Annotated in this window: 21 protein-coding genes; 5 read left to right on the top strand and 16 right to left on the bottom strand. The window is 61.0% G+C overall.

Annotated elements, in window-relative coordinates; genetic code table 11:
- Positions 1-483: 483 nt before the first annotated feature.
- Positions 484-1,671, bottom strand: a complete 1,188-nt coding sequence (gene nhaA, locus AC30D9_RS11055) for a Na+/H+ antiporter NhaA (RefSeq protein WP_134923066.1) — start codon at positions 1,669-1,671, stop codon at positions 484-486.
- A gap of 269 nt (positions 1,672-1,940) precedes the next feature.
- On the opposite strand from nhaA, the gene AC30D9_RS11050 reads away from it, so the two are divergent.
- Positions 1,941-3,035, top strand: a complete 1,095-nt coding sequence (locus AC30D9_RS11050) for a PLP-dependent cysteine synthase family protein (protein ID WP_134926585.1) — start codon at positions 1,941-1,943, stop codon at positions 3,033-3,035.
- A gap of 175 nt (positions 3,036-3,210) precedes the next feature.
- Here the strand turns inward: AC30D9_RS11050 and AC30D9_RS11045 are convergent, their stop codons facing one another.
- From AC30D9_RS11045 to AC30D9_RS11035, 3 genes are all read right to left on the bottom strand, one after another.
- Entirely contained in the window at positions 3,211-4,824 is a 1,614-nt protein-coding gene (locus AC30D9_RS11045) for an NAD(P)/FAD-dependent oxidoreductase (RefSeq protein WP_307574884.1), read from the bottom strand.
- A 73-nt stretch (positions 4,825-4,897) separates the two neighbouring features.
- Positions 4,898-5,572, bottom strand: coding sequence for a COG3650 family protein (locus AC30D9_RS11040; RefSeq protein WP_490144199.1), 675 nt, complete (start codon positions 5,570-5,572; stop codon positions 4,898-4,900).
- Between the two features lie 61 nt (positions 5,573-5,633).
- Positions 5,634-6,233, bottom strand: a complete 600-nt coding sequence (locus AC30D9_RS11035) for a short chain dehydrogenase (RefSeq protein ID WP_134923068.1) — start codon at positions 6,231-6,233, stop codon at positions 5,634-5,636.
- Between the two features lie 103 nt (positions 6,234-6,336).
- Here AC30D9_RS11035 and AC30D9_RS11030 point away from each other — a divergent pair, with 103 nt between their 5' ends.
- Positions 6,337-7,248, top strand: a complete 912-nt coding sequence (locus AC30D9_RS11030) for a LysR family transcriptional regulator (RefSeq protein ID WP_490144034.1) — start codon at positions 6,337-6,339, stop codon at positions 7,246-7,248.
- Positions 7,249-7,382: 134 nt separating this feature from the next.
- On the opposite strand, the gene AC30D9_RS11025 is transcribed toward AC30D9_RS11030, so the two are convergent.
- From AC30D9_RS11025 to AC30D9_RS10985, 9 genes are all read right to left on the bottom strand, one after another.
- Positions 7,383-7,859: a DoxX family protein gene (locus AC30D9_RS11025; protein WP_490144033.1), complete on the bottom strand. Its 477-nt coding sequence runs from the start codon at positions 7,857-7,859 to the stop codon at positions 7,383-7,385.
- Positions 7,856-8,614, bottom strand: a complete 759-nt coding sequence (locus AC30D9_RS11020; protein WP_116831609.1) for an HvfC/BufC N-terminal domain-containing protein — start codon at positions 8,612-8,614, stop codon at positions 7,856-7,858. Before AC30D9_RS11020 ends, AC30D9_RS11025 begins: the two co-directional genes overlap by 4 nt.
- Positions 8,611-9,480, bottom strand: a complete 870-nt coding sequence (bufB, locus tag AC30D9_RS11015; protein ID WP_490144032.1) for an MNIO family bufferin maturase — start codon at positions 9,478-9,480, stop codon at positions 8,611-8,613. The genes AC30D9_RS11020 and bufB overlap by 4 nt, the downstream gene beginning before the upstream one ends.
- A gap of 25 nt (positions 9,481-9,505) precedes the next feature.
- Entirely contained in the window at positions 9,506-9,811 is a 306-nt protein-coding gene (locus AC30D9_RS11010; RefSeq protein ID WP_109755717.1) for a BufA1 family periplasmic bufferin-type metallophore, read from the bottom strand.
- A 197-nt stretch (positions 9,812-10,008) separates the two neighbouring features.
- Positions 10,009-10,710: an ABC transporter ATP-binding protein gene (locus AC30D9_RS11005; RefSeq protein WP_123342436.1), complete on the bottom strand. Its 702-nt coding sequence runs from the start codon at positions 10,708-10,710 to the stop codon at positions 10,009-10,011.
- The gene (gene livG, locus AC30D9_RS11000; RefSeq protein ID WP_134923074.1) at positions 10,711-11,478 is read right to left on the bottom strand and encodes a high-affinity branched-chain amino acid ABC transporter ATP-binding protein LivG; all 768 of its coding nucleotides are present in this window, start codon (positions 11,476-11,478) and stop codon (positions 10,711-10,713) included.
- Positions 11,475-12,728, bottom strand: coding sequence for a high-affinity branched-chain amino acid ABC transporter permease LivM (locus tag AC30D9_RS10995; protein ID WP_109755719.1), 1,254 nt, complete (start codon positions 12,726-12,728; stop codon positions 11,475-11,477). The genes livG and AC30D9_RS10995 overlap by 4 nt, the downstream gene beginning before the upstream one ends.
- The gene (livH, locus tag AC30D9_RS10990; RefSeq protein WP_053153077.1) at positions 12,725-13,648 is read right to left on the bottom strand and encodes a high-affinity branched-chain amino acid ABC transporter permease LivH; all 924 of its coding nucleotides are present in this window, start codon (positions 13,646-13,648) and stop codon (positions 12,725-12,727) included. Before livH ends, AC30D9_RS10995 begins: the two co-directional genes overlap by 4 nt.
- Positions 13,649-13,876: 228 nt before the next feature.
- A complete protein-coding gene (locus AC30D9_RS10985) occupies positions 13,877-15,004 on the bottom strand; it encodes a branched-chain amino acid ABC transporter substrate-binding protein (protein WP_134923076.1) in 1,128 nt (375 codons plus the stop codon).
- Positions 15,005-15,184: 180 nt separating this feature from the next.
- Here AC30D9_RS10985 and AC30D9_RS10980 point away from each other — a divergent pair, with 180 nt between their 5' ends.
- Both AC30D9_RS10980 and AC30D9_RS10975 read left to right on the top strand, forming a co-directional pair.
- On the top strand, positions 15,185-15,346 hold the full coding sequence (locus tag AC30D9_RS10980) for a hypothetical protein (protein ID WP_167659282.1): 162 nt from the start codon (positions 15,185-15,187) through the stop codon (positions 15,344-15,346).
- On the top strand, positions 15,343-15,648 hold the full coding sequence (locus AC30D9_RS10975; protein WP_053119051.1) for a DUF2288 domain-containing protein: 306 nt from the start codon (positions 15,343-15,345) through the stop codon (positions 15,646-15,648). Before AC30D9_RS10980 ends, AC30D9_RS10975 begins: the two co-directional genes overlap by 4 nt.
- 298 nt (positions 15,649-15,946) lie before the next feature.
- On the opposite strand, the gene AC30D9_RS10970 is transcribed toward AC30D9_RS10975, so the two are convergent.
- Complete coding sequence (locus tag AC30D9_RS10970) at positions 15,947-18,124, bottom strand: hypothetical protein (protein WP_134923077.1); 2,178 nt, start codon at positions 18,122-18,124, stop codon at positions 15,947-15,949.
- A 366-nt stretch (positions 18,125-18,490) separates the two neighbouring features.
- On the opposite strand from AC30D9_RS10970, the gene AC30D9_RS10965 reads away from it, so the two are divergent.
- Entirely contained in the window at positions 18,491-19,840 is a 1,350-nt protein-coding gene (locus tag AC30D9_RS10965) for a spinster family MFS transporter (RefSeq protein WP_490144031.1), read from the top strand.
- A 217-nt stretch (positions 19,841-20,057) separates the two neighbouring features.
- On the opposite strand, the gene AC30D9_RS10960 is transcribed toward AC30D9_RS10965, so the two are convergent.
- Together AC30D9_RS10960 and pobA are read right to left on the bottom strand one after the other, a co-directional pair.
- Complete coding sequence (locus tag AC30D9_RS10960; protein WP_134923079.1) at positions 20,058-21,575, bottom strand: MDR family MFS transporter; 1,518 nt, start codon at positions 21,573-21,575, stop codon at positions 20,058-20,060.
- A gap of 62 nt (positions 21,576-21,637) precedes the next feature.
- A complete protein-coding gene (gene pobA, locus AC30D9_RS10955) occupies positions 21,638-22,828 on the bottom strand; it encodes a 4-hydroxybenzoate 3-monooxygenase (RefSeq protein ID WP_490144030.1) in 1,191 nt (396 codons plus the stop codon).
- Positions 22,829-22,973: the final 145 nt, after the last annotated feature.

The raw sequence follows: 22,973 nt of genomic DNA, 5'->3' as shown, positions 1-22,973 counted from the left end.
TTGTATCAGACAGATTGAGTTACCTGCCCAGGGGCTGCTGCGCAGCCCAACGGGGATAAATCCCCTTGCCACAGGACTGTGGATAGCTTGATGCAATGAGTGCCAGCCTCATCGCGAGCAGGCTCGCTCCCACAGTTGGATCGGAGTACGACCGGGAGAGCCAGGTCGGCTATCAGGCCGCCTCGCGTTGGACGTAGATTTCGGCGCCCCGTTAACCACGCTGGCCGAACGCAGGCATTGCGTAGTGGGCAACCCGGCATGGATGCCGGGATAGCCGCGCTGGGCCATGGATGGCCCTTCGCGGCGGGCCCACGGAGCAATGCCGGAGTGAGGGCATGCCGAGCCTAAGCGAGGCACCGAGTGGTGGGGCATAAAGCGTTTTGCTTACTTTTGCGCTCTTCAAAAGTGAGCCGCCGTAAGGGCGGAACCCTAAGTAGCCGTTACCGCAGCAATGGATATACGCACCCCTCAGGCAACCAGGAATCAGCCTGGCAATGCAGGCTGCTTGCGACTGGCCGCCGCCGTCACCGCATAACCCAGCACCGCCGCCAGAATCGACCCGGTGAGAATCCCCATCCGGTCCATGCCCGCGTAGTCGCTGACACCCGGCTCGAACGCAAGAGAGCCGACAAACAGGCTCATGGTGAACCCGATGCCACACAGGATCGCCACGCCCAGCACCTGGCCCCAATTGGCCCCGGCGGGCAGGCTGGCGATGCCGATTTTCACGGCCAGCCAGGTCAGGCCGAAGACACCGACGGTCTTGCCCAGCAGCAGGCCGATCGCGATACCCATCGGTACGTGATGAGTGAAGCTTTCGACGGTGACGCCGCTCAGGGACAGGCCGGCGTTGGCGAAGGCGAATAGCGGCAGGATGCCGTAGGCCACCCAGGGATGCAGTGCATGCTCCAGGCTCAGCAGCGGTGAAGATTCGGCATTCTTCGTGCGCAGCGGGATGCAGAACGCCAGGGTCACCCCGGCCAAGGTGGCATGGACACCGCTCTTGAGTACGCAGACCCAGAGGATCAGGCCCACGACCATGTAGGGCCCGAGCTTGACCACGCCCATCCGGTTCATTGCCACCAATGCGGCGATGCAGGCAGCTGCCAGCATGAGCGACAAGGTCGACAGTGCGCCGGAGTAGAAGATGGCGATGATGATGATGGCGCCCAGGTCGTCGATGATCGCCAGGGTCATCAGGAACAGCTTGAGCGACACCGGCACCCGCTTGCCGAGCAAGGCCAGCACGCCGAGGGCGAACGCGATGTCGGTGGCCGTCGGAATCGCCCAGCCGGCGAGAGCGGGGGGATTGTCGCGGTTGAGGAACCAGTAGATCAGCGCCGGCACCACCATGCCGCCAATCGCCGCCGCGCCCGGCAGGACGATTTGCGAAGGCTTCGACAGTTGCCCATCGAGGACCTCGCGCTTGACCTCCAGGCCAATGAGCAGGAAGAACATTGCCATCAGGCCGTCGTTGATCCATAGCAGCAAGGGCTTGGCGATCTTCAGCGCGCCGACCTGGGCCACCACCGGAGTGTCCAGCAGGCCGTTATACAGCCAGGACAGCGGCGAATTATTGATGGCCAGGGCCAGTACGGCGGCAGCGATCAGCAGCAGGCCACTGGCAGCCTCCAGCTGGAAAAAACGTGTCAGAGAATTACGTAGAGCCACGATCGCTCTCCATTCATCGAATCAAAAAGATGGCACACCCTAACCCGTACTGTTAGTTGTTAAAACAAAAGTTATATTCTTTTTTGTTATATGACGTTACAACGCCTGCACGTCGCGGTCGGGCAGTTACGGCGCATATTGGACCTTAGCTGTACCTGTGCGCGATGTCGGTTTTTTCCTAAGCTTGTGACTGGTTTTTCCGAGACCAAAGTCGCGCCTGCATGAACATCAGGTTTCCCCGCGTCGAACCGATCCAGCGAGAACACACCATGAACGACCACCGCCAGTGGGCGCGCGAAGCGATCCGCATCATCGAGGCTGACTTCCAGCGCAGCGCCGATACCCACCTGATTCCGCTACCGCTGCCTGGCCTGCCGGGCATCGAACTGTATTTCAAGGATGAGTCCAGCCATCCCACTGGTAGCCTCAAGCATCGGCTGGCCCGTTCGCTGTTTCTCTATGCGTTGTGTAACGGTTGGCTCAAGCCTGGGGCGCCGGTGATCGAAGCTTCCAGCGGTTCGACAGCCATTTCGGAGGCGTACTTTGCCCGGCTGCTGGGCCTGCCGTTCATTGCGGTGATGCCGGCGACTACCTCCAGGGAAAAAATCGCACAGATCGCCTTCTATGGCGGCCAGAGCCATCTGGTGGACGATCCGACGCAGATCTACGCCGAGTCCGAACGCCTGGCCCGTGAACATGACGGTCACTTCATCGACCAGTTCACCTATGCCGAGCGCGCCACGGACTGGCGGGCCAATAACAACATTGCCGAGTCGATCTTCCAGCAGATGCGCTTCGAGCGGCATCCGGAGCCAAGCTGGCTGATTTCCAGCCCCGGCACCGGCGGCACCACGGCCACCCTGGGGCGCTACGTGCGTTATCGCCAGCACGGCACCCGAGTGTTGTGCGCCGACGCCGAGCGTTCGGTGTTCTTCGACTACTACCGCAGCGGCGATGCCAACCTGCGCCTGGATTGTGGCTCGCGCATCGAGGGTATCGGCCGGCCACGGGTCGAGGCGTCGTTTTTGCCCAAAGTCATCGATGCGATGGTCAAGGTCCCGGACGCCCTGTCATTGGCGGCCATGCATTACCTGGCCGAGCGCTTGGGACGACGGGTCGGTGGTTCCAGCGGTACCAACCTGATCGGTGCGTTGATCGCCGCGAAGCAGATGATGCAGGCGGGGGAGTCAGGGTCGATCGTGGCGATCTTGTGTGACGGCGGCGAGCGCTATGCCACGACCTATTACGACCCGGCGTGGCTCAAGGCCCAGGGCTATGAGTTGAGTGGATTGATGGAGGCCGTGGCGGCGAGTGTAGAGCGGGGTGAGGCGCTGCCAGAGAGTGTGTTGCGGGCGAATATCTGAAAACGCTGAGACCCATTGTGGGAGCGAGCCTGCTCGCGATAGCGGTGGACCAGTCAACATCTGTGTTGAATGCCAAGCCGCCATCGCGAGCAGGCTCGCTCCCACAGGGTCATGCTATTCACTTAAGCAAATTCGGCCTTGAGTGAACAGCATTGCCCTCGCAAGGACGCTTCTGTCAGGCCTTCAGCCCCAGGATATCCCGCGCCACCGCCTCGGCAATCCGGATCCCGTCCACGCCCGCCGACAGGATCCCGCCCGCGTAACCGGCGCCTTCACCAGCGGGGAACAGCCCCTTGACGTTCAGGCTCTGCAGCGATTCGTTGCGGGTAATGCGCAGTGGCGACGAGGTGCGGGTTTCGATCCCGGTCAGCACGGCGTCGTGCAGCGAATAACCGCGAATCTGCTTCTCGAACGCCGGCAGGGCTTCGCGGATGGCTTCGATGGCGAAGTCCGGCAGGGCCAAGGCCAGGTCGCCCAAGGAGACGCCGGGCTTGTAGGACGGTTCGACGCTGCCCAGTGCCGTGGACGGCTTGCCGGCGATGAAATCGCCCACCAGTTGCGCCGGAGCCTCGTAGTTGCTGCCGCCGAGCACGAACGCGTGGGACTCCAGGCGCTCCTGCAACTCGATCCCGGCCAGAGGGCCACCCGGATAATCCACTTCCGGAGTAATGCCGACGACGATGCCGGAGTTGGCGTTGCGCTCGTTGCGGGAATACTGGCTCATGCCGTTGGTCACGACGCGGTTCGGCTCGGAGGTCGCGGCCACCACGGTACCGCCCGGGCACATGCAGAAGCTGTACACCGAGCGACCGTTCTTGGCGTGGTGCACCAGTTTGTAGTCGGCGGCCCCCAGTTTCGGGTGGCCGGCGTACTTGCCCAGGCGTGCGCTGTCGATCAGCGATTGCGGGTGTTCGATGCGGAAACCCACCGAGAACGGTTTGGCTTCCATGTACACGCCACGGCTGTGGAGCATGCGGAAGGTGTCCCGGGCGCTGTGGCCCAGGGCCAGGATCACATGCCTGGAATGAATCCGTTCACCGCTGGCCAGTTCGACGCCGACCAACTGGCCGTCCTCGATCAGCACATCGGTGACGCGCTGCTGGAAGCGCACTTCACCGCCCAGGGCGCGAATTTGCTCACGCATGTTTTCCACTACGCCTGTCAGGCGGAACGTACCGATGTGCGGCTTGCTGACGTAGAGGATTTCTTCCGGTGCGCCGGCCTTGACGAACTCGTGCAGGACCTTGCGACCGAGGAACTTCGGATCCTTGATCTGGCTGTAGAGCTTGCCATCGGAAAACGTCCCCGCGCCACCTTCACCGAACTGCACGTTGGATTCGGGATTGAGCACGCTTTTGCGCCACAGGCCCCAGGTGTCCTTGGTACGCTGGCGCACTTCCGGGCCGCGTTCGAGGATGATCGGCTTGAAGCCCATCTGTGCCAGCAACATGGCGGCGAAGATCCCGCACGGGCCAAAGCCGACCACGATCGGTCGTTCGCTCAGGTCTGCCGGTGCCTGGCCGACCATGTTGTAGCTGACATCCGGCGCTTCGTTGACGTTACGGTCATCGGCGAACTTGCGCAGCAGGCTGGCTTCATCGCGCACCGTCAGGTCGATGGTGTAGATGAAGCACAGTTCGGAGGATTTCTTGCGCGCGTCGTAGCTGCGCTTGAACAAGGTGAAGTCGAGCAGATCATCGCTGGCGATGCCCAGGCGCTGCACAATGGCCGGGCGCAGGTCTTCTTCGGGATGGTCGATTGGCAGCTTGAGTTCGGTGATTCGTAACATGAGGGGATCCGGTTCGCGGGACGCACAACTGCGTCAGGGCGTGAACCGGCGATTATAAGCCAAAACCTGTGAATCAGTCGTTGCGCGCACCGCCGAAGTAGGCGCAACCGCGCTGGACCTGACCGTTGACCCGCAGTTCGGCGCTCATGTGTTGCACGCTGCCGTTCACGTTGTCGACGCAGCGCTGGGGGGTGACCCAGAGCTCGACCTTCTGGCCATTGGCTTCGGTGCTGAGGTTGAAGCGGCCGTCACCCAGTTGCTCCTCCATGTAAGGCACAGCCAGGGGCGGCTGGCCCTCACGTTCGAGCACCAGGCCCTTGCCGCTTGCCTTGAGGTTCCACTCGGGGCCATGGCCGGCGGCGCGCAGGATCAACAGTCTGAAATTTTCGTCATTGCATGCGGCGCCTGAGCGCTCCAGGCGATACAACTGTTCCACGTCCAGCTGGCTGTCGGTGCCGGCCGCTGCGCTGGAGACGATACGGCCACGCACATCGGCGAACAGCTTGCCCTGTTCATCGGCCAGGCTGGCGGCCTGTTGCAGCACGCTGGTGCCACCGCTGTCGTTGACGATGTAGCGGCGCTGTTCCTGGCACGGCTGGAACACCAGCTTGCCATCGGCCGCCGTGAGTTCGCCCTGCATGCGCGTCTGGCCGGCGTGAGAGGCGCTCTGACGCGGGGCGTCGAGCAATTGGCAGCCGGCAAAGAGCGGCAGGAGGGCGACAAACAGCAGGGAGCGGGCGGCACGCATCATTGGGTCTCCAGACAAGTGCCGCCACGTTACTCAGACTGTTCCTGCATCACAAGGGGTGTCAGCCCACGTGAAAGGTCTGACCGGTTTGTAGGCCTTCGACGCTCTTGGCGTAAGCCAATGCCACATCGGCGGCTGGTACCGGTTTGTAGCCACGGAAGTAGGGGGCGTATTTGTCCATGGCTTCCACCAACACGTTCGGGCTCACCGAGTTGACTCGCAAGCCCCGTGGCAACTCGATTGCCGCGGCGCGCACGAAACTGTCCAGGGCACCGTTGACCAGGGCCGCCGACGCACCGCTCTTGATCGGATCGTGGCTGAGCACGCCGGTGGTGAAGGTGAAGGATGCGCCGTCGTTGGCGAATTCGCGGCCGATCAGCAGCAGGTTGACCTGGCCCATCAGCTTGTCTTTCAAGCCCAGGGCGAAGCTGTCTTCGGTCATCTCGCCCAGGGGGGCAAAGGTGACATTGCCCGCTGCGCAGACCAGGGCATCAAAACGGCCGGTTTTTTCGAACAGAGCGCGGATCGAGGCGCTGTCACTGATATCCACGTGCAATTCACCGCTGTGGCGGCCAATCCGCACGATTTCGTGGCGGGGCGACAGTTCGTTATCGATGGCCGAACCGATGGTGCCGTGGGCGCCGATCAACAGGATTTTCATGGCTGTTCCTCAATGGGTTGAACGAGTTTTCAGTCTAGAGGGGATCTTTGCGCTGATAATCGTGCTAATAGGCAACCTTTGGTTTTCATTTGGAAACAATCCGATGAGTGAGATGGATGACCTGGCGGCGTTTGCCGTGTTGATGGAGGCCGGCAGTTTCACCCTGGCGGCCCAGCAGTTGGGCTGCAGCAAGGGCCAATTGTCCAAGCGCATCAGCTTGTTGGAGAGTCGGTTCAGCGTGGTATTGCTGCAGCGCACCACACGCCGCTTGAGCCTCACGGCGGCCGGCGCGGCGTTGTTGCCCCAGGCCCAGGCGCTACTGGTTCAGGTGGAAAGGGCGCGTCAGGCATTGGCTCGATTGAAGGATGATGTTTCTGGACCGGTGCGTATGACGGTTCCGGTTTCATTGGGCGAAACCTTCTTCGAAGGCTTGCTGATGGAATTCGCGCGCACCTATCCCAATGTGCAGATCGAACTGGAGCTCAACAACGGTTACCGCGATCTGACTCGCGATGGCTTCGACCTGGCGATCCGCTCCGACGCCGCCCTCGATGAGCGATTGGTGGCTCGGCCGTTGCTGGCGTGGCACGAAATGACCTGCGCCAGCCCGGCCTACCTCGAACACTATGGCGAACCCGAGACGCCCCAGGCCCTGGCCGAACACCGCTGCCTGCTCAACAGCCACTACAGCGGCCGGGAAGAATGGCTTTATCACCAGCAACACGAACTGCTGCGGGTCCGGGTGTCGGGGCCGTTCGCCAGCAATCACTACAGTCTGTTGAAAAAAGCCGCCCTGGCCGGTGCCGGAATCGCCCGGTTGCCGTCATACCTGCTGCATGAAGAACTGGCTGACGGACGCCTGCGCTGGGTGCTGCGCGATTACCAGACCCGGCGTATGCCGATGTACCTGGTGCATCCGTACCAGGGCGGATTGCCCAAGCGCACCCAGGTACTGGCCGATTACTTGATCGATTGGTTCAAGCGCAGTGGCGAGGCGTTGGATCGGCTCAAGTGATAATGGTCTAAACCCATTGGATAACCCTTGTGGGAGCGAGCCTGCTCGCGATAGCGGTGGGTCAGCCAACAACTGTATTGAAGCGAGTATTGCTATCGCGAGCAGGCTCGCTCCCACAGGTGTTCTGGGTTTAGTCAGTGGGTATAACGCCTGGCGATCAAGTGGTCGATGGACAGCAACCCCGGTCCGCGCGCCATCAGGTAGAGCAATACCGCCGCCCAGGTGCCGTGGGTCGGGTAGGCGTCCGGGTAGACGAACAGCTGAATGGTCAAGGTCATGCCCAGCAGGGCCATCGCCGAGAAACGTGTCGCCAGGCCAAACAGAATCAACACCGGGAACACATGCTCGGCAGAGGCCGCCAGATGCGCCGCCAGTTCCGGTGACAGCAACGGCAGGGCATATTCGCTTTTGAACAGGGGAATGGTCGAGTCCGCCAGATGCGGTAGGCCGATCTGGAAGGTGCCCTCGAACAGGTCGATGGCCAGGCCTTCGATTTTGGTCTGGCCGGATTTCCAGAACACCGCAGCGATGGAGAAACGCGCAATAAAGGCGATCAGGCTGTGGGGGATTTTCTCCAGCCATTGAATGAAACCAGTAATCAGGGCGTTCATTGGGTTACCTGTTCAGATAGGAGGCCAGTGATGGCCTGGTGGCGGATGAGCCTCCCCAGGAGGTGCTCCAGGTCGAGGTCGGTGTAGCGCTCGATTGCCGCTGTCAGGGGTAGGCCTTGCTGCAGGGAGGTGATGAAGGCATGGGCACCATGGCTGATCGCGAGCACTTCCACGTCGAGGCCATTGCGCAGTACCAGGGCGTTTTGTGCGGCGCGCGGCTCGAACGCTACGAGAGGCTTTTGTTGATGGGCAGCCCAGATCGTGACCACGGCGAAAGGTGATTTCAGCAGACGCAGCGATGGGTGGAAGGCGATCTTCAGATGCGCTGCGAGGGTGGGGCAGGACAGTAATTCCACGACTCGTTCCGCGCTCATGGGCTGGGCGTCGGCTGCATGCCCGGCCTCGATTTGCAGCCGTTCCAGGCGAGCCACGTCCGCGAGATAGGGCACGCCGGCGGCGGGTTCGAAACGTTCGATGAAACCGGAAAAATCGGCACCGTAGTCGCTCATGATCGGGCTCCGTGGTGCCGCCGACTGGACATAGACACCGGCCATGCCCCGGAAGAATTCCTCGCCCACCAGTTGTGTCACCACTGGATAGTTGTCGGCCAGGGCGTTGATCAATGAGCTGAGCACGTTGTTGCGGTACACCGCGAAGCGGCTCTCGGAATCGGCGCCATTGGCGCTGATCAGGCCCGGCGGACAGGCCTGGCGCGGATCGAGCAGGGCCGCGGCAAATTCGCTCTGGCGGCTCATGGCCGGGCTTCGGCGGCGCTTAGCAGTCGCTCGGCCTGGCGCGCTTCGGCCAGCAGCACCTCGAATGCAGGGACGTGGTTGTCTCGCTCGATCAGGGTGGCTACCGGCCCGGTTCGCGCCAGTGCCTTGCGATACAGCTGCCAGACTTCGTTGGCGATGGGCGCCCCGTGATCGTCTATCAGCAGGCGCTCGCCAAGGCTGTCGGCGTCTTCGGCAAACCCGGCCAGATGAATCTCGCCGGTGGCTTGCAAGGGCAGGGCGTCGAGGTAGACCTGTGGATCGCGGCTGTGGTTGATGCACGAAACGTAGACGTTGTTCACATCCAATAGCAGGCCGCAGCCGGTGCGACGAATGACTTCGCCAATGAAGTGAGGTTCGTCGAGGGTCGATTCCTCGAACGTCAGATAAGTGGCCGGGTTTTCCAGCAACAGCCGGCATTTGAGGCTGGACTGCACCTGATCGACGTGTTCGCAGACACGGTCGAGGCTCGCCTGGTCGTAGGCCAGGGGCAGCAGGTCATTGAGGAACACCGGGCCATGGCTGGACCAGGCCAGGTGTTCGGAAAAGGACTGGGGCTGATAGCGTTCGATCAGTGTGGCCAGGCGCCGCAAATGCGTGACATCCAGCGGCCCTTCGCCACCGATCGACAGGCCGACGCCGTGCAGCGACAGCGGGTACTGTTCGCGTATCCGCCCCAGGTAGTGATGAAACGGCCCACCAGCCACCATGTAGTTTTCCGCATGCACTTCGAAGAAGCCCAGATCCGGTTGGGTCTGGAGTACTTCATGGAAATGCTCGGCCTTGAGCCCCAGACCCGCCCTTGGCGGCAATCGGGTATCAGTGGCGAGGAAAAGCGCAGTGGACATGGCAGTGAGCCTCAGGCAGATGTGATCAGGACTTGGCTTTGAACGCTTGGAGTTGGCCGAAGCCGGTGGGGGAGGTCTTGCTTTCAAGGGTGGTGCAAGTGCCTTTAGGGACCGATTTCCACGCGTTGCCTTGATAGTCCATTTTCGCGGTGCCGGCGCAGGTGGTGCCGGCACCGGCGGCGCAGTTGTTCATGCCTTTGAGGGCGACGCCGAAGCATTTTTCCATGTTGTCGTCGGCTGCGTGGGCGGACGAGACGGCCGTCATGCTCAGGGCAGAACCCAGGGCCAGGATCAGGGCGGTGGCGGACAGGGTGCGAGTCGAAGCAGTCATGGTGATTCTCCAGTTCTTCAGGGAAATGAACCGGCGTTAGCGCCGGTCTGCTGAACTAGAGAAGGGGCGTGGGGAAGTGTTACAGCGGTTCTCGATTTTTTATTTCGAAACCCAATGGGGTGAGGGTAGGTTTTTGTGGGAGCAAGGCTTGCCCCCAAAAAAAACGGCCCGAAGGCCGTTTTTTCATTGCGACAGACTCAACCGCCCAAGTACGCCTCGCGCACTTTCGGATCGGTCAGCAGCGCTTCACCGGTGCCTTGCATCACCACGCGACCGTTCTCCAGCACGTACGCCCGGTCGGCGATTTTCAGCGCCTGGTTGGCGTTCTGCTCCACCAGGAACACCGTCACGCCATCCTTGCGCAGCTGTTCGATGATGTCGAAGATCTGCTGGATGATGATCGGCGCCAGGCCCAACGAAGGCTCGTCGAGCAGCAGCAGCTTGGGCTTGCTCATCAGCGCACGGCCGATGGCGAGCATTTGCTGTTCGCCGCCGGACATGGTGCCGCCGCGCTGGGTAAAGCGTTCTTTCAGGCGGGGGAAAAGGTGCAGCACCTTGTCCATTTGTTCCTGATAGTCGCCCTTGTCGGTGAAGAATCCGCCCATGGCGAGGTTTTCTTCCACGGTCAGTCGAGCGAAGACCCGACGGCCTTCCGGCACCACCGCGATGCTCTTGCGCATGATCTGCGACGAGTCCTGGCCCACGAGTTCCTCACCCATGTAGCGGATGCTGCCGCTGTGGGCCTGGGGCGAACCGCAGAGCGTCATCAGCAGGGTGGACTTGCCGGCGCCGTTGGCACCGATCAGCGTCACGATCTCGCCCTGGCGGACTTCGACGTTGACGCTGTGCAGGGCCTGGATCTTGCCGTAGAAGGTGGAAACGTTTTCGAACTGCAGCATTTACGCTTCCCCCAGGTAGGCTTTGATCACTTCAGGATTGTCGCGGATCTGTTCCGGCGAGCCGTTGGCCAGGGGCGTGCCCTGGTTGATCACGACGATGTGGTCGGAAATGCTCATGACCAGCTTCATGTCGTGCTCGATCAGCAGCACGGTGACATTGTGCTCTTCACGCAACACGCCGATCAGGGCTTTGAGGTCTTCGGTTTCCTTGGGGTTCAGGCCGGCGGCCGGCTCGTCGAGCATGAGGATCCGCGGACGGGTCATCATGCAGCGGGCGATTTCCAGGCGTCGTTGCTGACCGTAGGCCAGGGTCCCGGCGGTACGGTTGGCGAACTCCTTGAGGTTGACCTTCTCCAGCCAGTACTCGGCGTACTCCATGGCCTCGCGTTCGCTCTTGCGGAACGCCGGGGTCTTGAACAGGCCGGCAAAAAAGTTGGTGTTCAGGTGACGATGCTGGGCGATCAACAGGTTCTCGACCGCCGTCATGTCCTTGAACAGCCGCACGTTCTGGAAGGTGCGCACCACACCCTTGCGGGCGATCTGGTGGCCGGGCAGGCCCTGGATCGGCTCGCCGTCCAGCATGATGGTGCCGCCGGTGGGCTGGTAGAAGCCGGTCAGGCAGTTGAACACGGTGGTCTTGCCCGCGCCGTTCGGTCCGATCAGCGCAACCACCTGTTTCTCTTTCACGGTCAGGGCCACGCCGTTGACCGCCAGCAAGCCGCCGAAGCGCATGCTCAAGTTTTCGACTTTGAGGATCTCGCGGCTCATTTGCGCAGCTCCATGTGGGGGCGTTGCATAGGCAGCAGACCTTGAGGACGCCAAATCATCATCAGCACCATCAAGGCGCCGAACATCAACATGCGGTATTCACTGAATTCACGCATCATTTCGGGCAGCAGGATCATCACGATGGCTGCCAGGATCACGCCCAGCTGCGAGCCCATCCCACCCAGTACCACGATGGCGAGGATGATCGCCGATTCGATGAAGGTGAAGGATTCCGGCGTCACCAGACCCTGGCGGGCGGCGAAGAAGCTACCGGCAAAACCAGCGAAGGCGGCACCGAGGGTGAAGGCCGACAGCTTGATCACGGTGGGGTTGAGACCCAGGGCACGGCAGGCGATTTCGTCTTCACGCAACGCTTCCCACGCACGGCCGATCGGCATGCGCAGCAGGCGGTTGATGACGAACAGCGCGGCCAGGGCCAGCAACAGCGCGACCAGGTAGAGGAACACCACCTTGCTGACGGGGTTGTAGGTCAGCCCGAAGAACTGGTGGAAGGTCTGCATGCCCTCGGCCGCGGTGCGGTCGAAGCTCAGTCCGAAGAACGTCGGCTTGGGAATGTTGCTGATACCATTGGGGCCGCCGGTGAGGTCGGTGAGGTTACGCAGGAACAACCGGATGATCTCGCCGAAGCCCAGGGTCACGATGGCCAGGTAGTCGCCCCGTAGCCGCAGCACCGGGAAGCCCAGCAGGAAGCCGAAGGTGGCCGCCATCATCCCGGCGATGGGCAGGCAGATCCAGAAGCTCAGGCCAAAGTAATGGGACAGCAGCGCATAGCTGTAGGCACCGACAGCGTAGAAGCCCACATAACCCAGGTCGAGCAGGCCGGCCAGGCCGACCACGATGTTCAGGCCCAGTCCCAGCAGGACATAGATCAGGATCAGCGTGGCGATGTCCACCGCGCCGCGGGAGCCGAAGAACGGCCAGACCAGCGCAACCACGATCAACGCGATGATGATCTGGCGCTGGGTGCGAGGCAGGGACAGGAACTGGCTGACCTTGGGCGAAACCAGCGGGCCACGGTTGGAGCGCAACAGCGTGCCGACCTGTTGGCTGAACAGCACCCGCAGGAACATCAGCACCGAGCACAGGGCAATCACGCTCAATGTCAGGGGACCGGTGCCATGCACTTCAAGGTTGACCCCGACGATGCTCAGCTTGAGGCCCAGCACAGGGAAGGCCACGGCCCAGACCAGCGCGGCGCTGAACAGCGCCTGTTTAAGATATTTGTTCATACTTTCTCAACCTCCGGACGGCCGAGGATGCCGGTCGGCCGGAACAACAGGACCAGGACCAGGAGACCGAACGCCACGACGTCCTTGTACTGGTCGCCAAAGATATCGGCACCGAACGCTTCGGCCACCCCAAGCACCAGCCCACCGAGCATCGCGCCCGGAATGCTGCCGATGCCACCCAGTACCGCTGCGGTAAAGGCCTTCAGGCCCACCAGGAAACCGGCGTTCGGGTTGATCACGCCGTACTGCATGCTCAGCAGCACCGCGGCGACAGCCGCCAGCGCGGCACCGATGACGAAGGTGAGGGCGATGATGTTGTTGGTGTTGATACCCAGCAGGTTGGCCATCTTGATGTCCTCGGCGCAGGCGCGGCAGGCGCGGCCAAGGCGGGAACGGGAGATGAACAGGGTCAGCCCGAGCATGGCGACCAGGGTCACGACGAATACCAGGATCTGCATGTAGGAAACCAGTACTTCTTCGGCGCCGCCCGGGCCGAAGGAGAAGCTCCCCGGGATCAGGTTGGGAATCGACTTGTCCTTGGAGTCCTGGGACAGCAATACGGTGTTCTGCAGGAAGATCGACATGCCGATGGCGGAAATCAGCGGGATCAATCGGTTGCTGCTACGCAAGGGGCGGTAGGCAACGCGCTCGATACTGTAGCCATAGGCACTGGTTACGATGATCGACGCCACGAACGCGGCGGTCATTAACAGCGGCAGTGAATCGATACCCATCATGGCCAGCCCGGCAAGGGCGATGAAAGCCACGTAGGAACCGATCATGTAGACCTCGCCATGGGCGAAGTTAATCATTCCAATGATGCCGTAAACCATTGTGTAGCCAATGGCTATCAAGGCATAGGTGCTGCCAATGGTCAGGCCATTAACCAGCTGTTGGAAAAAATGATAGATCTCAGGCATTACAGCGCTCCTAAAAACCCGATACGCATTTCACTGGTGGAGTCATGTTCCGGCCCGGTGCTGTGTTCTCTGATCACATTCGCCCCGAGCGTTTGCCAGCGAACCGCTGGTGACGGTTTTAAGATTTTCAGGTGAACCAGCTCCCGGATCGCGGGTGCCTGGCCCATAAACCTCGTAAAACAAAGCCCACTGCTCGCACAGTGGGCTTGTTGACCAGTAATGCCTGGCTTACTGAGGGGAGACTTCAGTCTTCGGTTTGTTGAAGTGCCATTCGTAGACCACGAACTGGAAGTCCTTCAGGTCGCCCTTCGCGTCGAACGACAGGTCGCCGGTCGGGGTCTTGAAGGTGCCTTTGTGGATGGCCTCGGCGACCTTGGCGGTGTCTTCGCTCTTGGCGGCCTTGATGCCTTCGGCGATCAGTTGGACCGCGGAGTAGGCCGGGAACACGAACGGACCGCTCGGATCCTTGCCGTCGGCCTTGATGGCGTCGACGACGGCCTTGTTCGCCGGATCGGCATCGAAGGACTTCGGCAGGGTCACCAGCAGGCCTTCGGAAGCGTCCTGGGCGATTTGCGAGATGGAGTCGTTGCCGACGCCTTCCGGGCCCATGAACTTGGCTTTCAGGCCTTTTTCCTTGGACTGACGCAGGATCAGACCCAGTTCAGGGTGGTAGCCGCCGTAGTAGACGAAGTCGACGTTGCTTTGCTTGAGGCGCTGGATGATCGAGGAGAAGTCCTTGTCGCCAGCGTTCAGGCCTTCGAATACGGCCACCTTGACGCCTTTGGCTTCGAGGGTTTTCTTCACGGCGCTGGCGATGCCTTCACCGTACTGCTGTTTGTCGTGCAGTACAGCGACGACTTTCGGCTTGACGTGGTCGGCGATGTAGTTGCCGGCGGCAGGGCCTTGGGCGCTGTCCAGGCCGATGGTACGGAAAATCATCTTGTAGCCACGAGTGGTGATGTCCGGGCTGGTGGCTGCCGGAGTGATCATGATCACGCCTTCGTCTTCATAGATGTCCGAAGCTGGCTGGGTGGAGCTGGAGCACAGGTGGCCGACGACGAACTTGACGCCATCGTTGACCACTTTGTTGGCCACGGCAACGGCCTGTTTAGGGTCGCAAGCGTCATCGTATTCCTTGGCTTCGAGCATCTTGCCGTCGACGCCGCCCTTGGCGTTGATGTCTTTGATGGCTTGTTTCGCGCCAATGAATTGCATGTCGCCGTACTGGGTGACCGGACCGGTTTTCGGACCGGCAATGCCGATAGTGATGGTGTCGGCGGCGAACGAATGGCTGGCAACCCCGGCCAGAACCATAGCGGCAAACAGTTTGGAAATCTGCTTAGTAGCCTTAGTCATAGTGCTCCACTCATGCTGTTGTAGTTTTTATAGTCCTGGCGCCGTAGCAGCAGAACCGGGTCAGATATTTTGGATACCCTCGCGGAAATGCCCCCGGCAACTGTACCGGTACAGTGTAGAGCGCCGATTGTTGGCAAGGGAAGCTGGCGCTTGGGGGCAAAACCTGAGGGTGTCGCTTAATTGAAAGAAAAAGACAGAATGGCGGCGGGGGTTGTCCGGTTATATCGGCAATCCTTGGCTTTCCTGCGCTTTTCAATCGGTGCTGCAATTACTACCGGGTTTTTCTGCCAGACCACCGACGTTATCATTCGCGCCGATTTCTTTTCCGGACAGGTCCCATGAATCAAGAACCTAGCACCCTCTATGCCAAGCTGCTTGGTGAAACCGCATCCATCACCTGGAAAGAGCTGGAGCCGTTCTTTGCCAAGGGTGCCCTATTGTGGGTCGATCCGGCACTGGATTTGATCGCCGCCGCCGAAGCCGTGGCCCAGGACGAAGGGACCAAAGTCGCTGCCTGGCTGGCCGCCGACCAGCTCGCCAAGCTGTCTGAAACGCGGGCGCTGGATTTTCTGGAGCGTGATCCGCAGCTTTGGGCCGTGGTGGTTTCGCCCTGGATTATGATCCAGGAAAGGGCGTCGAACTGATCGGTGCACCAACTTGGTTCGTGATTTTTGTCGGATGAAAGTGTGTAGGTGAGTAGCGTGATGGCGTCCTGCCGTGGCGAAACGCCACAGGAGAGGGTGACGTATACGTAACGGGAACAGTTTATTGAGCAGCCTTCGGGCTGCTCAATTGTTTCTGGATGTTGTTGTGTAGTGTATTTGAGATCGCCATCGCGAGCAGGCTCGCTCCCACAGTAGACCGAGTTTCTTCAGGAAGAACGCGATCAAATGTGGGAGCGAGCCTGCTCGCGATTCGGGGCAACGCGCTCTTGCGCCTGCCTCAGTAAGTCCTGCCAGTATGGTTATTAAGGGAAATAACCTTGGTCTTGCCAATGCGATGACGGTAGATCTCGCGCAGGTACTTGATGGCTTTCTTCACGCAGTCACGGGACAGGCGGATGTCGTTGATCGAGACGAACTTGTCCTTGTCGCTGATCAGCTCGCGGTATTTCTTCTCGTACATCGGCTTGATCGCGTACCAGTTGGTGTCGAGGATCTTCGCCGGGTTTTCGAATTCGTTGAGCAGATCGTCGATCCGTTCTTCGTCGAAGTCTTCATTGATGATGAAGTCCAGGATCGAGTTGTCCAGGGTGTCGTCGAAACGGTACGGGGTGCGGGCGAAGCAGCGTTTGATGAAGGCCACGATCAGGGTCAGGAAGTCGTCCGACAGGCACGGGCTCTTGGCGATCAGGGTGGTCAGCGACAGGTTGGCCGAGGCGCCGATCACCAACGCGTAACGCTTGAGGGTGGTGTTGGGGAACAGGCTGTTGAGGTGGGTCTTGAGCCGGTTCAGGTCCATATAGGACAGCTTGTAGTCCTTGGGCAACGAGACGATGGACACCACCGACGAGCAATTCTTGAAGAAGTGCAGGTCATGCAACGCCGCCGCGTCGTAGCCGGAATTCTTGTACTGCTCCAGCGAGGCGCGGTAGCGCTTGGATTCGATCGGCAACAGGCTGATGCCTTCGATGGCCTGGGTGACTTTGTTGAAGTGCGGCAGGTCGATGGAGCGGAAAAACAAGTCGTCGATGTTCAGGCGCGGCGGCTCTTTCTCGAACACCTTGAACTTGTCGCCGCTGGGCGCCGGGGTTTCCGGGACCACGGATTCGGCGTAGGCAATCGCCACCGGGCCGGCCAGGCTCATGAACAGGTCGTTGGCGTCCAGGCGAATGGTTTCGCCGATGTCGATGCCGGCACGCCGGAAGTAGTTCTGGTCATAGTCGGTCGTGACGGCCTGGGCTGTCAGGATGTTGAAGATCTGCTGGGAGATGTACTGGTTGGCGTGCTTCTCCATGGCATTGACATCAATGTTCTGAATGTTGCCGTCATCGCTTTCTTCGGCGTAGCGCATGATGTCGTTGGAGATCAGCATCATCGCGTTCCACGGGCGAATACGGCCCATGACGCTGGCTTCGCTGCTGTCTTCGTTGGCGAAGTTGTACGAGAAATCCCATTCTTCCGACAGGTACTTGCACAGCAGGCGTCCGGCGTTGATGTGCAGGGCCTCGGACATTTCGCTGCGGTGATCGGAAATGTTTGGCAGCACGCAGATGCCGCTGGTGAAGATCGGTTCGAAGACGAAGGAATGACCGCTCTTGCCGTCATGTTCGTCCATCGGCTTGGTGTCGAACGTCTTGTTCATGTACGAGTACTGCTGGGCCAGGCCGAACTCCGAGGCCATGCCCGAACCGGTACCGCCGCCGGCACTGAAGATCGAGAAGTACAGGCGCGACTGGTTGGCCTTGATGCCGCAGCTGTCGATCAGGTACGAGTGGATCATTTTCCAGTCGGGGCTGGAGAAGCGCTGGGTGTCCTTGTTCAGGATGATCTTGGCCAGGTATTGGCCCAGGATCGGCGCGTTACCGGCGCCACCGGCGTGGACTTCCGACAGGTCCATGATTTTCATTTTGCTGTAGTCGCGCAAAAAGCCGCTTTTCTCACCCTTGCGCGAGAAGCGGATGCGCCCGGCGATGTCCTTGTCCAGGTCGCCGAGCATCACCAGCGGCTCCACCAGGAACACCGGTTTGCTGGCCTTGCTGGTGCCCAGGCGCAGATTGTTGCGGATCCACTGCGCGGGGCTGTAGCCCTTGTCGCTGTAGGCCTTGTCTTCGGCGTTGAATTCGTTGAGGTAGAACTTGCGGGCGTTGTACACCAGCTCGGCCACGTCCAGGGCGATGTTGGAGCCACAGCGCCCCAGGCCGATCAGGCACACCGACGGGAATTCCTGCTGGGCGCGGTCGCTCTCGTCCTCTATCAGATGGGGCGGGCGTGGGAACACCGCGTCGCGCAGACCATCGAGGTTGTCGAGGATCCGATCGGTGTTGGTTTCGGTGAAATACAGATACTGCTGAGTCGACAGGGAACGTGAGCGCCTCGGCGGCTTCGGGGCTTCAGGACCGTTGGCGGCCGGGCTCAGGGTCAGATCGGATACCGCAGTGGCTGTTTTTTTGGAAGTCATTGTGCGCCATATGCCTGAACTGGTTGGTTCGACGAGCGCTGTCATCGAACCATCGAGGATGGGAGCTCGCGTCCTTGGGTGGAGCGAAGGTCGGCCCGAGCGTTCAGGGCTGTAGCCTGAGCGCCGCTCGGGAGATTCTTTCCTGATAGGTTGAATCGGCCACCTGGTGATGATCTTTAATCAAGAACGGGCAAAATGATGGCAATTGTTACAGGAAATTGACCGCTATCAATAAACACGCCGCTCGCCATGGTCGGGTATCAGCCTTGCGAATGATTGGAGACAGTCCGCGCGGTGCTGTCTAGATTGCAGACTTCGGGCTCGGATGCCTCGCCGTTGCCCCCATAACAATAAAGAGACGGACCCATGCAGAACTCGACCCAAGCGGCGAATGCCTGGCGCATTCTGTTCCTGCTGTTTCTGGCCAACCTGTTCAACTTCTTCGACCGCACCATTCCGGCGATCATCATCGAGCCGATCCGTATGGAATGGAGCCTCAGCGACTTCCAGATCGGCATCATCGGCACCGCCTTCACCATCGTCTACGCCATTGCCGGGTTGCCGTTGGGGCGCCTGGCCGATACCGGTTCGCGCAGCAAGTTGATGGGCTGGGGCCTGGCGACGTGGAGCGCGCTGACGGCGGTCAATGGCCTGGTGGGCAGTTTCTGGGCGTTCCTGATGGTGCGCATGGGCGTGGGGATCGGTGAAGCGAGTTATGCACCGGCGGCCAACTCGCTGATCGGCGATCTGTTTCCGGCCCATCGGCGGGCGCGGGCCATGGGCATCTTCATGTTGGGGCTGCCGATCGGGTTGCTGCTGGCGTTCTTCACTATAGGGGCGATGGTCAAGGCGTTCGACAGTTGGCGCGCGCCATTCTTTATCGCGGCGGTGCCGGGCTTGGTGTTGGCCCTGTTCATGTTCTTCATCAAGGAACCCAAGCGCGGCGCGGCGGAAACCGTGCAAGTGTCCCAGGAAAAGATCGACCGGCCGATCCGTCGGGTGTTGGCGATTCCCACCTTCCTCTGGCTGGTGCTGGCCGGGCTGTGCTTCAACTTCGCCACCTATGCCTGCAATTCGTTCCTGGTGCCAATGCTGCAACGTTATTTCCTGATGCCGCTGCACGAGGCGGCCGTGGCGACCGGGATCATGGTGGGCGTGACGGGGCTGTTCGGGCTCACCTTGGGCGGCTGGGTCGCGGACAAGATCCACCAGCGCGTGCCCAACGGCCGCCTGCTGTTCGCAGCGTTCAGCCTGGCGATTTCGACGGTCACCACGGCGTGGGCCCTGCATGCCGGGCGCATTGAAATCGGCGTGTTCGTGGCGGTGTTCAGCATCGGGTGGCTGTTTGCCTATAACTTCTACACCTGCGTCTATACCGCGATCCAGGACGTGGTGGAGCCGCGTCTGCGCGCCACGGCGATGGCGCTGTATTTTGCCGGGCTGTATTTGCTCGGTGGTGGTTTGGGGCCGGTGGTGGTGGGCGGCTTGTCCGACTACTTTGCCCGCACGGCCATGGCCGTCGCAGGTGTCGACCAGATGACCGAAGCGTTCAAGGCCATCGGCCTGCATGACGCGATGTACCTGATCCCGGTGGCGCTGTTTCTGACCATGGTGTTCCTGTTCCTGGCGTCACGCTGTTTCGTGCGCGATGCCAAGCGGATGAAGGAGGGGATGAGCGCGGTGGTGGTGCCGGAGGGTGTCGCGGCGACGGCCTGATCGCGCCAGACTGAGGCCTTGTGACGAGCGAGCTTTTGTGGCGAGGGGATTTAGCCCCGCTGGGCTGCGCAGCAGCCCTAAAGCTTGCGCCACGATGTGTCGGGTTAAATGGAGTGCTTTTCTGGGGGCTGCTTCACGCCCAGCGGGGATAAATCCCCTCGCCACAGGATTGTGGTTACCCCAGGTTTTGTGTTCAACCGTATTTTGCGTTCGTCGCTTACCGAACCTTTTCGTCCCGCCCACGCAGCAGGCGATTGGGCATCGCCAAAGCCGCCGCCAACCCCAGCAACGACACCGCCGCGCTGATCAGCAGCAAATGTCGGAACGTGGCCTGCAATTCCTGGCGCAAGGCACTCTGCGCCTCGCCCGGGGCGGCGTTCAGGCCGTCCAGCAAGACGTTGCCGGAATGCCCTTCGCCGATCAGCGACGAGCCGGCGATCTGGGCGAAGCTTGAATCCTGCAGCAAGGCCAGCAGCAACGCCGACATCAGCGCCACGCCCACCGCACCGCCGAGGGAACGGAACAGGTTGGTGGTGCTGGTGGCGACGCCGATGTCCTGTTGCTCTACGGAGTTTTGCGAACCCACCAACGAAGTGGGGAACTGCATGCCAGAGGCGATGCCACTGAGCAGCATGAACAGGCTGCTGAGCCAGAACGCGGCGGGCGGGGTGAAGGCCATGCCGAGGATGGTGAGCGGGAAGAGCAGGGCACCGCTCAGGATCATGGGTTTGTAGCGCCCTGTGATTGAGGTCCGGCGTCCAGCGAAGTACGCACCTATCGGCAGCCCTATCGCCAGCGGCAACAAGTGCAACGCCGCGCTGTCGGCGCCCGCGCCGGTCACGCTCTGGAAGCGCAACGGCACCAGCACGGTCAGGGAAATCGCCTGGAAACTGGTGAAAAACACCGTGCACCAACACAGCACCGCGCTGCGGTTGGCGAACAGGTGCATTGGCAGCAACGGTTCCCGAGCCCGGCGCTCGTGCCAGGCGAACACCCCCAGCGTTACCCCCGCACAACCGAGTAACCCCAGTACTTCCTGGCTGTGCCAGGCATGGCCCTGGCCGACCTGGGTGATCCCCAGCAACAGAGCCGTGAGGCCGATGATCAGCAACACGGTGCCCAAGTAGTCGATGATCGGCGTGCGTTGCGGCACCGGCAGCCCGACCAGGGTGCGCCGGGCCACCCACCAGGCCGCGAGCCCCAGCGGCAGGTTGATCCAGAACACCCAGCGCCACGACAGGTATTCGGTCATGTAGCCGCCGAGTACCGGCCCGGCCACGCTGGCCACTGCGTACATGCTGCTGAAATACCCCTGGTAGCGACCCCGTTCGCGGGGCGGGATGATGTCGCCGATGATCGCCTGGCTCACCGAAATCATCCCGCCGGCGCCGATGCCCTGGAAAATCCGCGCCAGCACCAGTTGCTCCATGTTTTGTGCCAGGCCACAGAACAGCGAGGCCAGGGTGAACAGGCCCATGCCGAACAGCATCAGCGGCCGGCGTCCATAGAGGTCACCGAGCTTGCCGTAGATCGGCACCGCCACGGTCATGGCGACCATGTAGCCGGAAATCACCCAGGCCAGCAGGCTGACGTCGGCAAACTGGGCGGAGATGGCCGGCATCGAGACGGCGACGATGGTCTGGTCCAGCGCACCCAGGAAAATCGCCAGCATCAGCGCCACCAGCACGCTGCGGATGGCCGGCTTCGGGGCTTGGAGCGTATTGAACTGAGTCACGGCAGAACCTGCGGGCCGTAGAGGCGAATGAGACAAGGTCCGCAGTTTAAATCGGTAGCCGGCTATTCGATAGCCTCGTAAGGAAGGCCGACGTAATTTTCCGCAATGGTTTTGCGACCGGCTTCGGAGTCGACGAAATATTCCAGCTCGGCTTCGCTGATGCGTTGGTTGAAGGCATCGTCGTCGAAGCGGTGCAGCATCGAGGTCATCCACCAGGAGAATCGCTCGGCCTTCCAGACGCGCCGCAGGCAGATGGCCGAATACTTTTCCAGCAAATCCACCCGCCCGTCGCGATAGACCTTGAGCAGGATGTTGAACAGCGTACTGACATCGCTGGCCGCCAGGTTCAGCCCCTTGGCGCCGGTGGGCGGGACTATGTGGGCCGCATCGCCCACCAGGAACATACGCCCGTATTGCATCGGCTCGACCACGAAGCTGCGCAGCGGCGCGATGCTTTTCTCGATGGAAGGGCCGGTCACCAGGGCTTCGGCCAGATCAAAGGGCAGGCGGTTTTTCAGCTCCTGCCAGAAGCGCTCGTCCGGCCAGTCGGCCACTTGCTCCTCGGCGGGTACTTGCAGGTAATAACGGGTGCGGGTCTTGGAGCGCATGCTGCACAGGGCAAAACCGCGTGCGTGACGAGCGTAGACCAGTTCTTCGTGGACCGGCGGGGTGTCGGCCAGGACGCCGAGCCAGCCAAACGGGTAGACCCGTTCGAAGACTTTCAGTTTTTCCGCCGGAATCGACTGTCGCGCCACTCCGTGGAAACCGTCACATCCGGCGATGTAGTCGCAGTCCAGGCGCCAGGTTTCGCCCTGGTGCTCGAAGGTCACGAACGGCTGGTCGGTCTGCATGTCCTGGGGCTGGGCGTTACTGACCTGATACAGCGTGCGGGCGCCGGCCGCTTCACGGGCGGCCATCAAGTCACGGGTCACTTCGGTCTGGCCGTAGACCATGACGTTTTTACCACCAGTCAGGCCCTTGAGGTCGATGTGTACTCGCCGATCGTTGAGCACCAGCTCAAAGCCGTCATGGGGCAAGCCTTCGGCGTCCATGCGTTGGCCAACGCCGGCCTGGCGCAGCAGTTCGACCATGCCTTGCTCCAGCACTCCGGCGCGGATGCGGCTCAGCACATATTCCGGGGTTTGGCGTTCGAGGATGACAGTGTCGATCCCGGCGTTGTGCAGCAACTGGCCGAGCAGCAGGCCAGAGGGGCCTGCGCCGATAATAGCGACTTGGGTCTTGAGAGTTTTCATTGTTCTTATGACTCGCACGAAGCACGCGACCAGGGTCGGTGTTGATTATTAGAAATCGAGTGCCTACATTTTTCGCTTGCGGACCTGTCAGTTGAAGGGGAAAACTGAGCCGATACCTGTTCTTTTCGCCAATTGGTGCGATTAT

This window comes from Pseudomonas sp. DF11 (assembly GCF_058148565.1).
The sequence above is the reverse complement of the archived record's forward strand: the minus strand, read 5'-3'. Positions and strand labels throughout refer to the sequence as shown.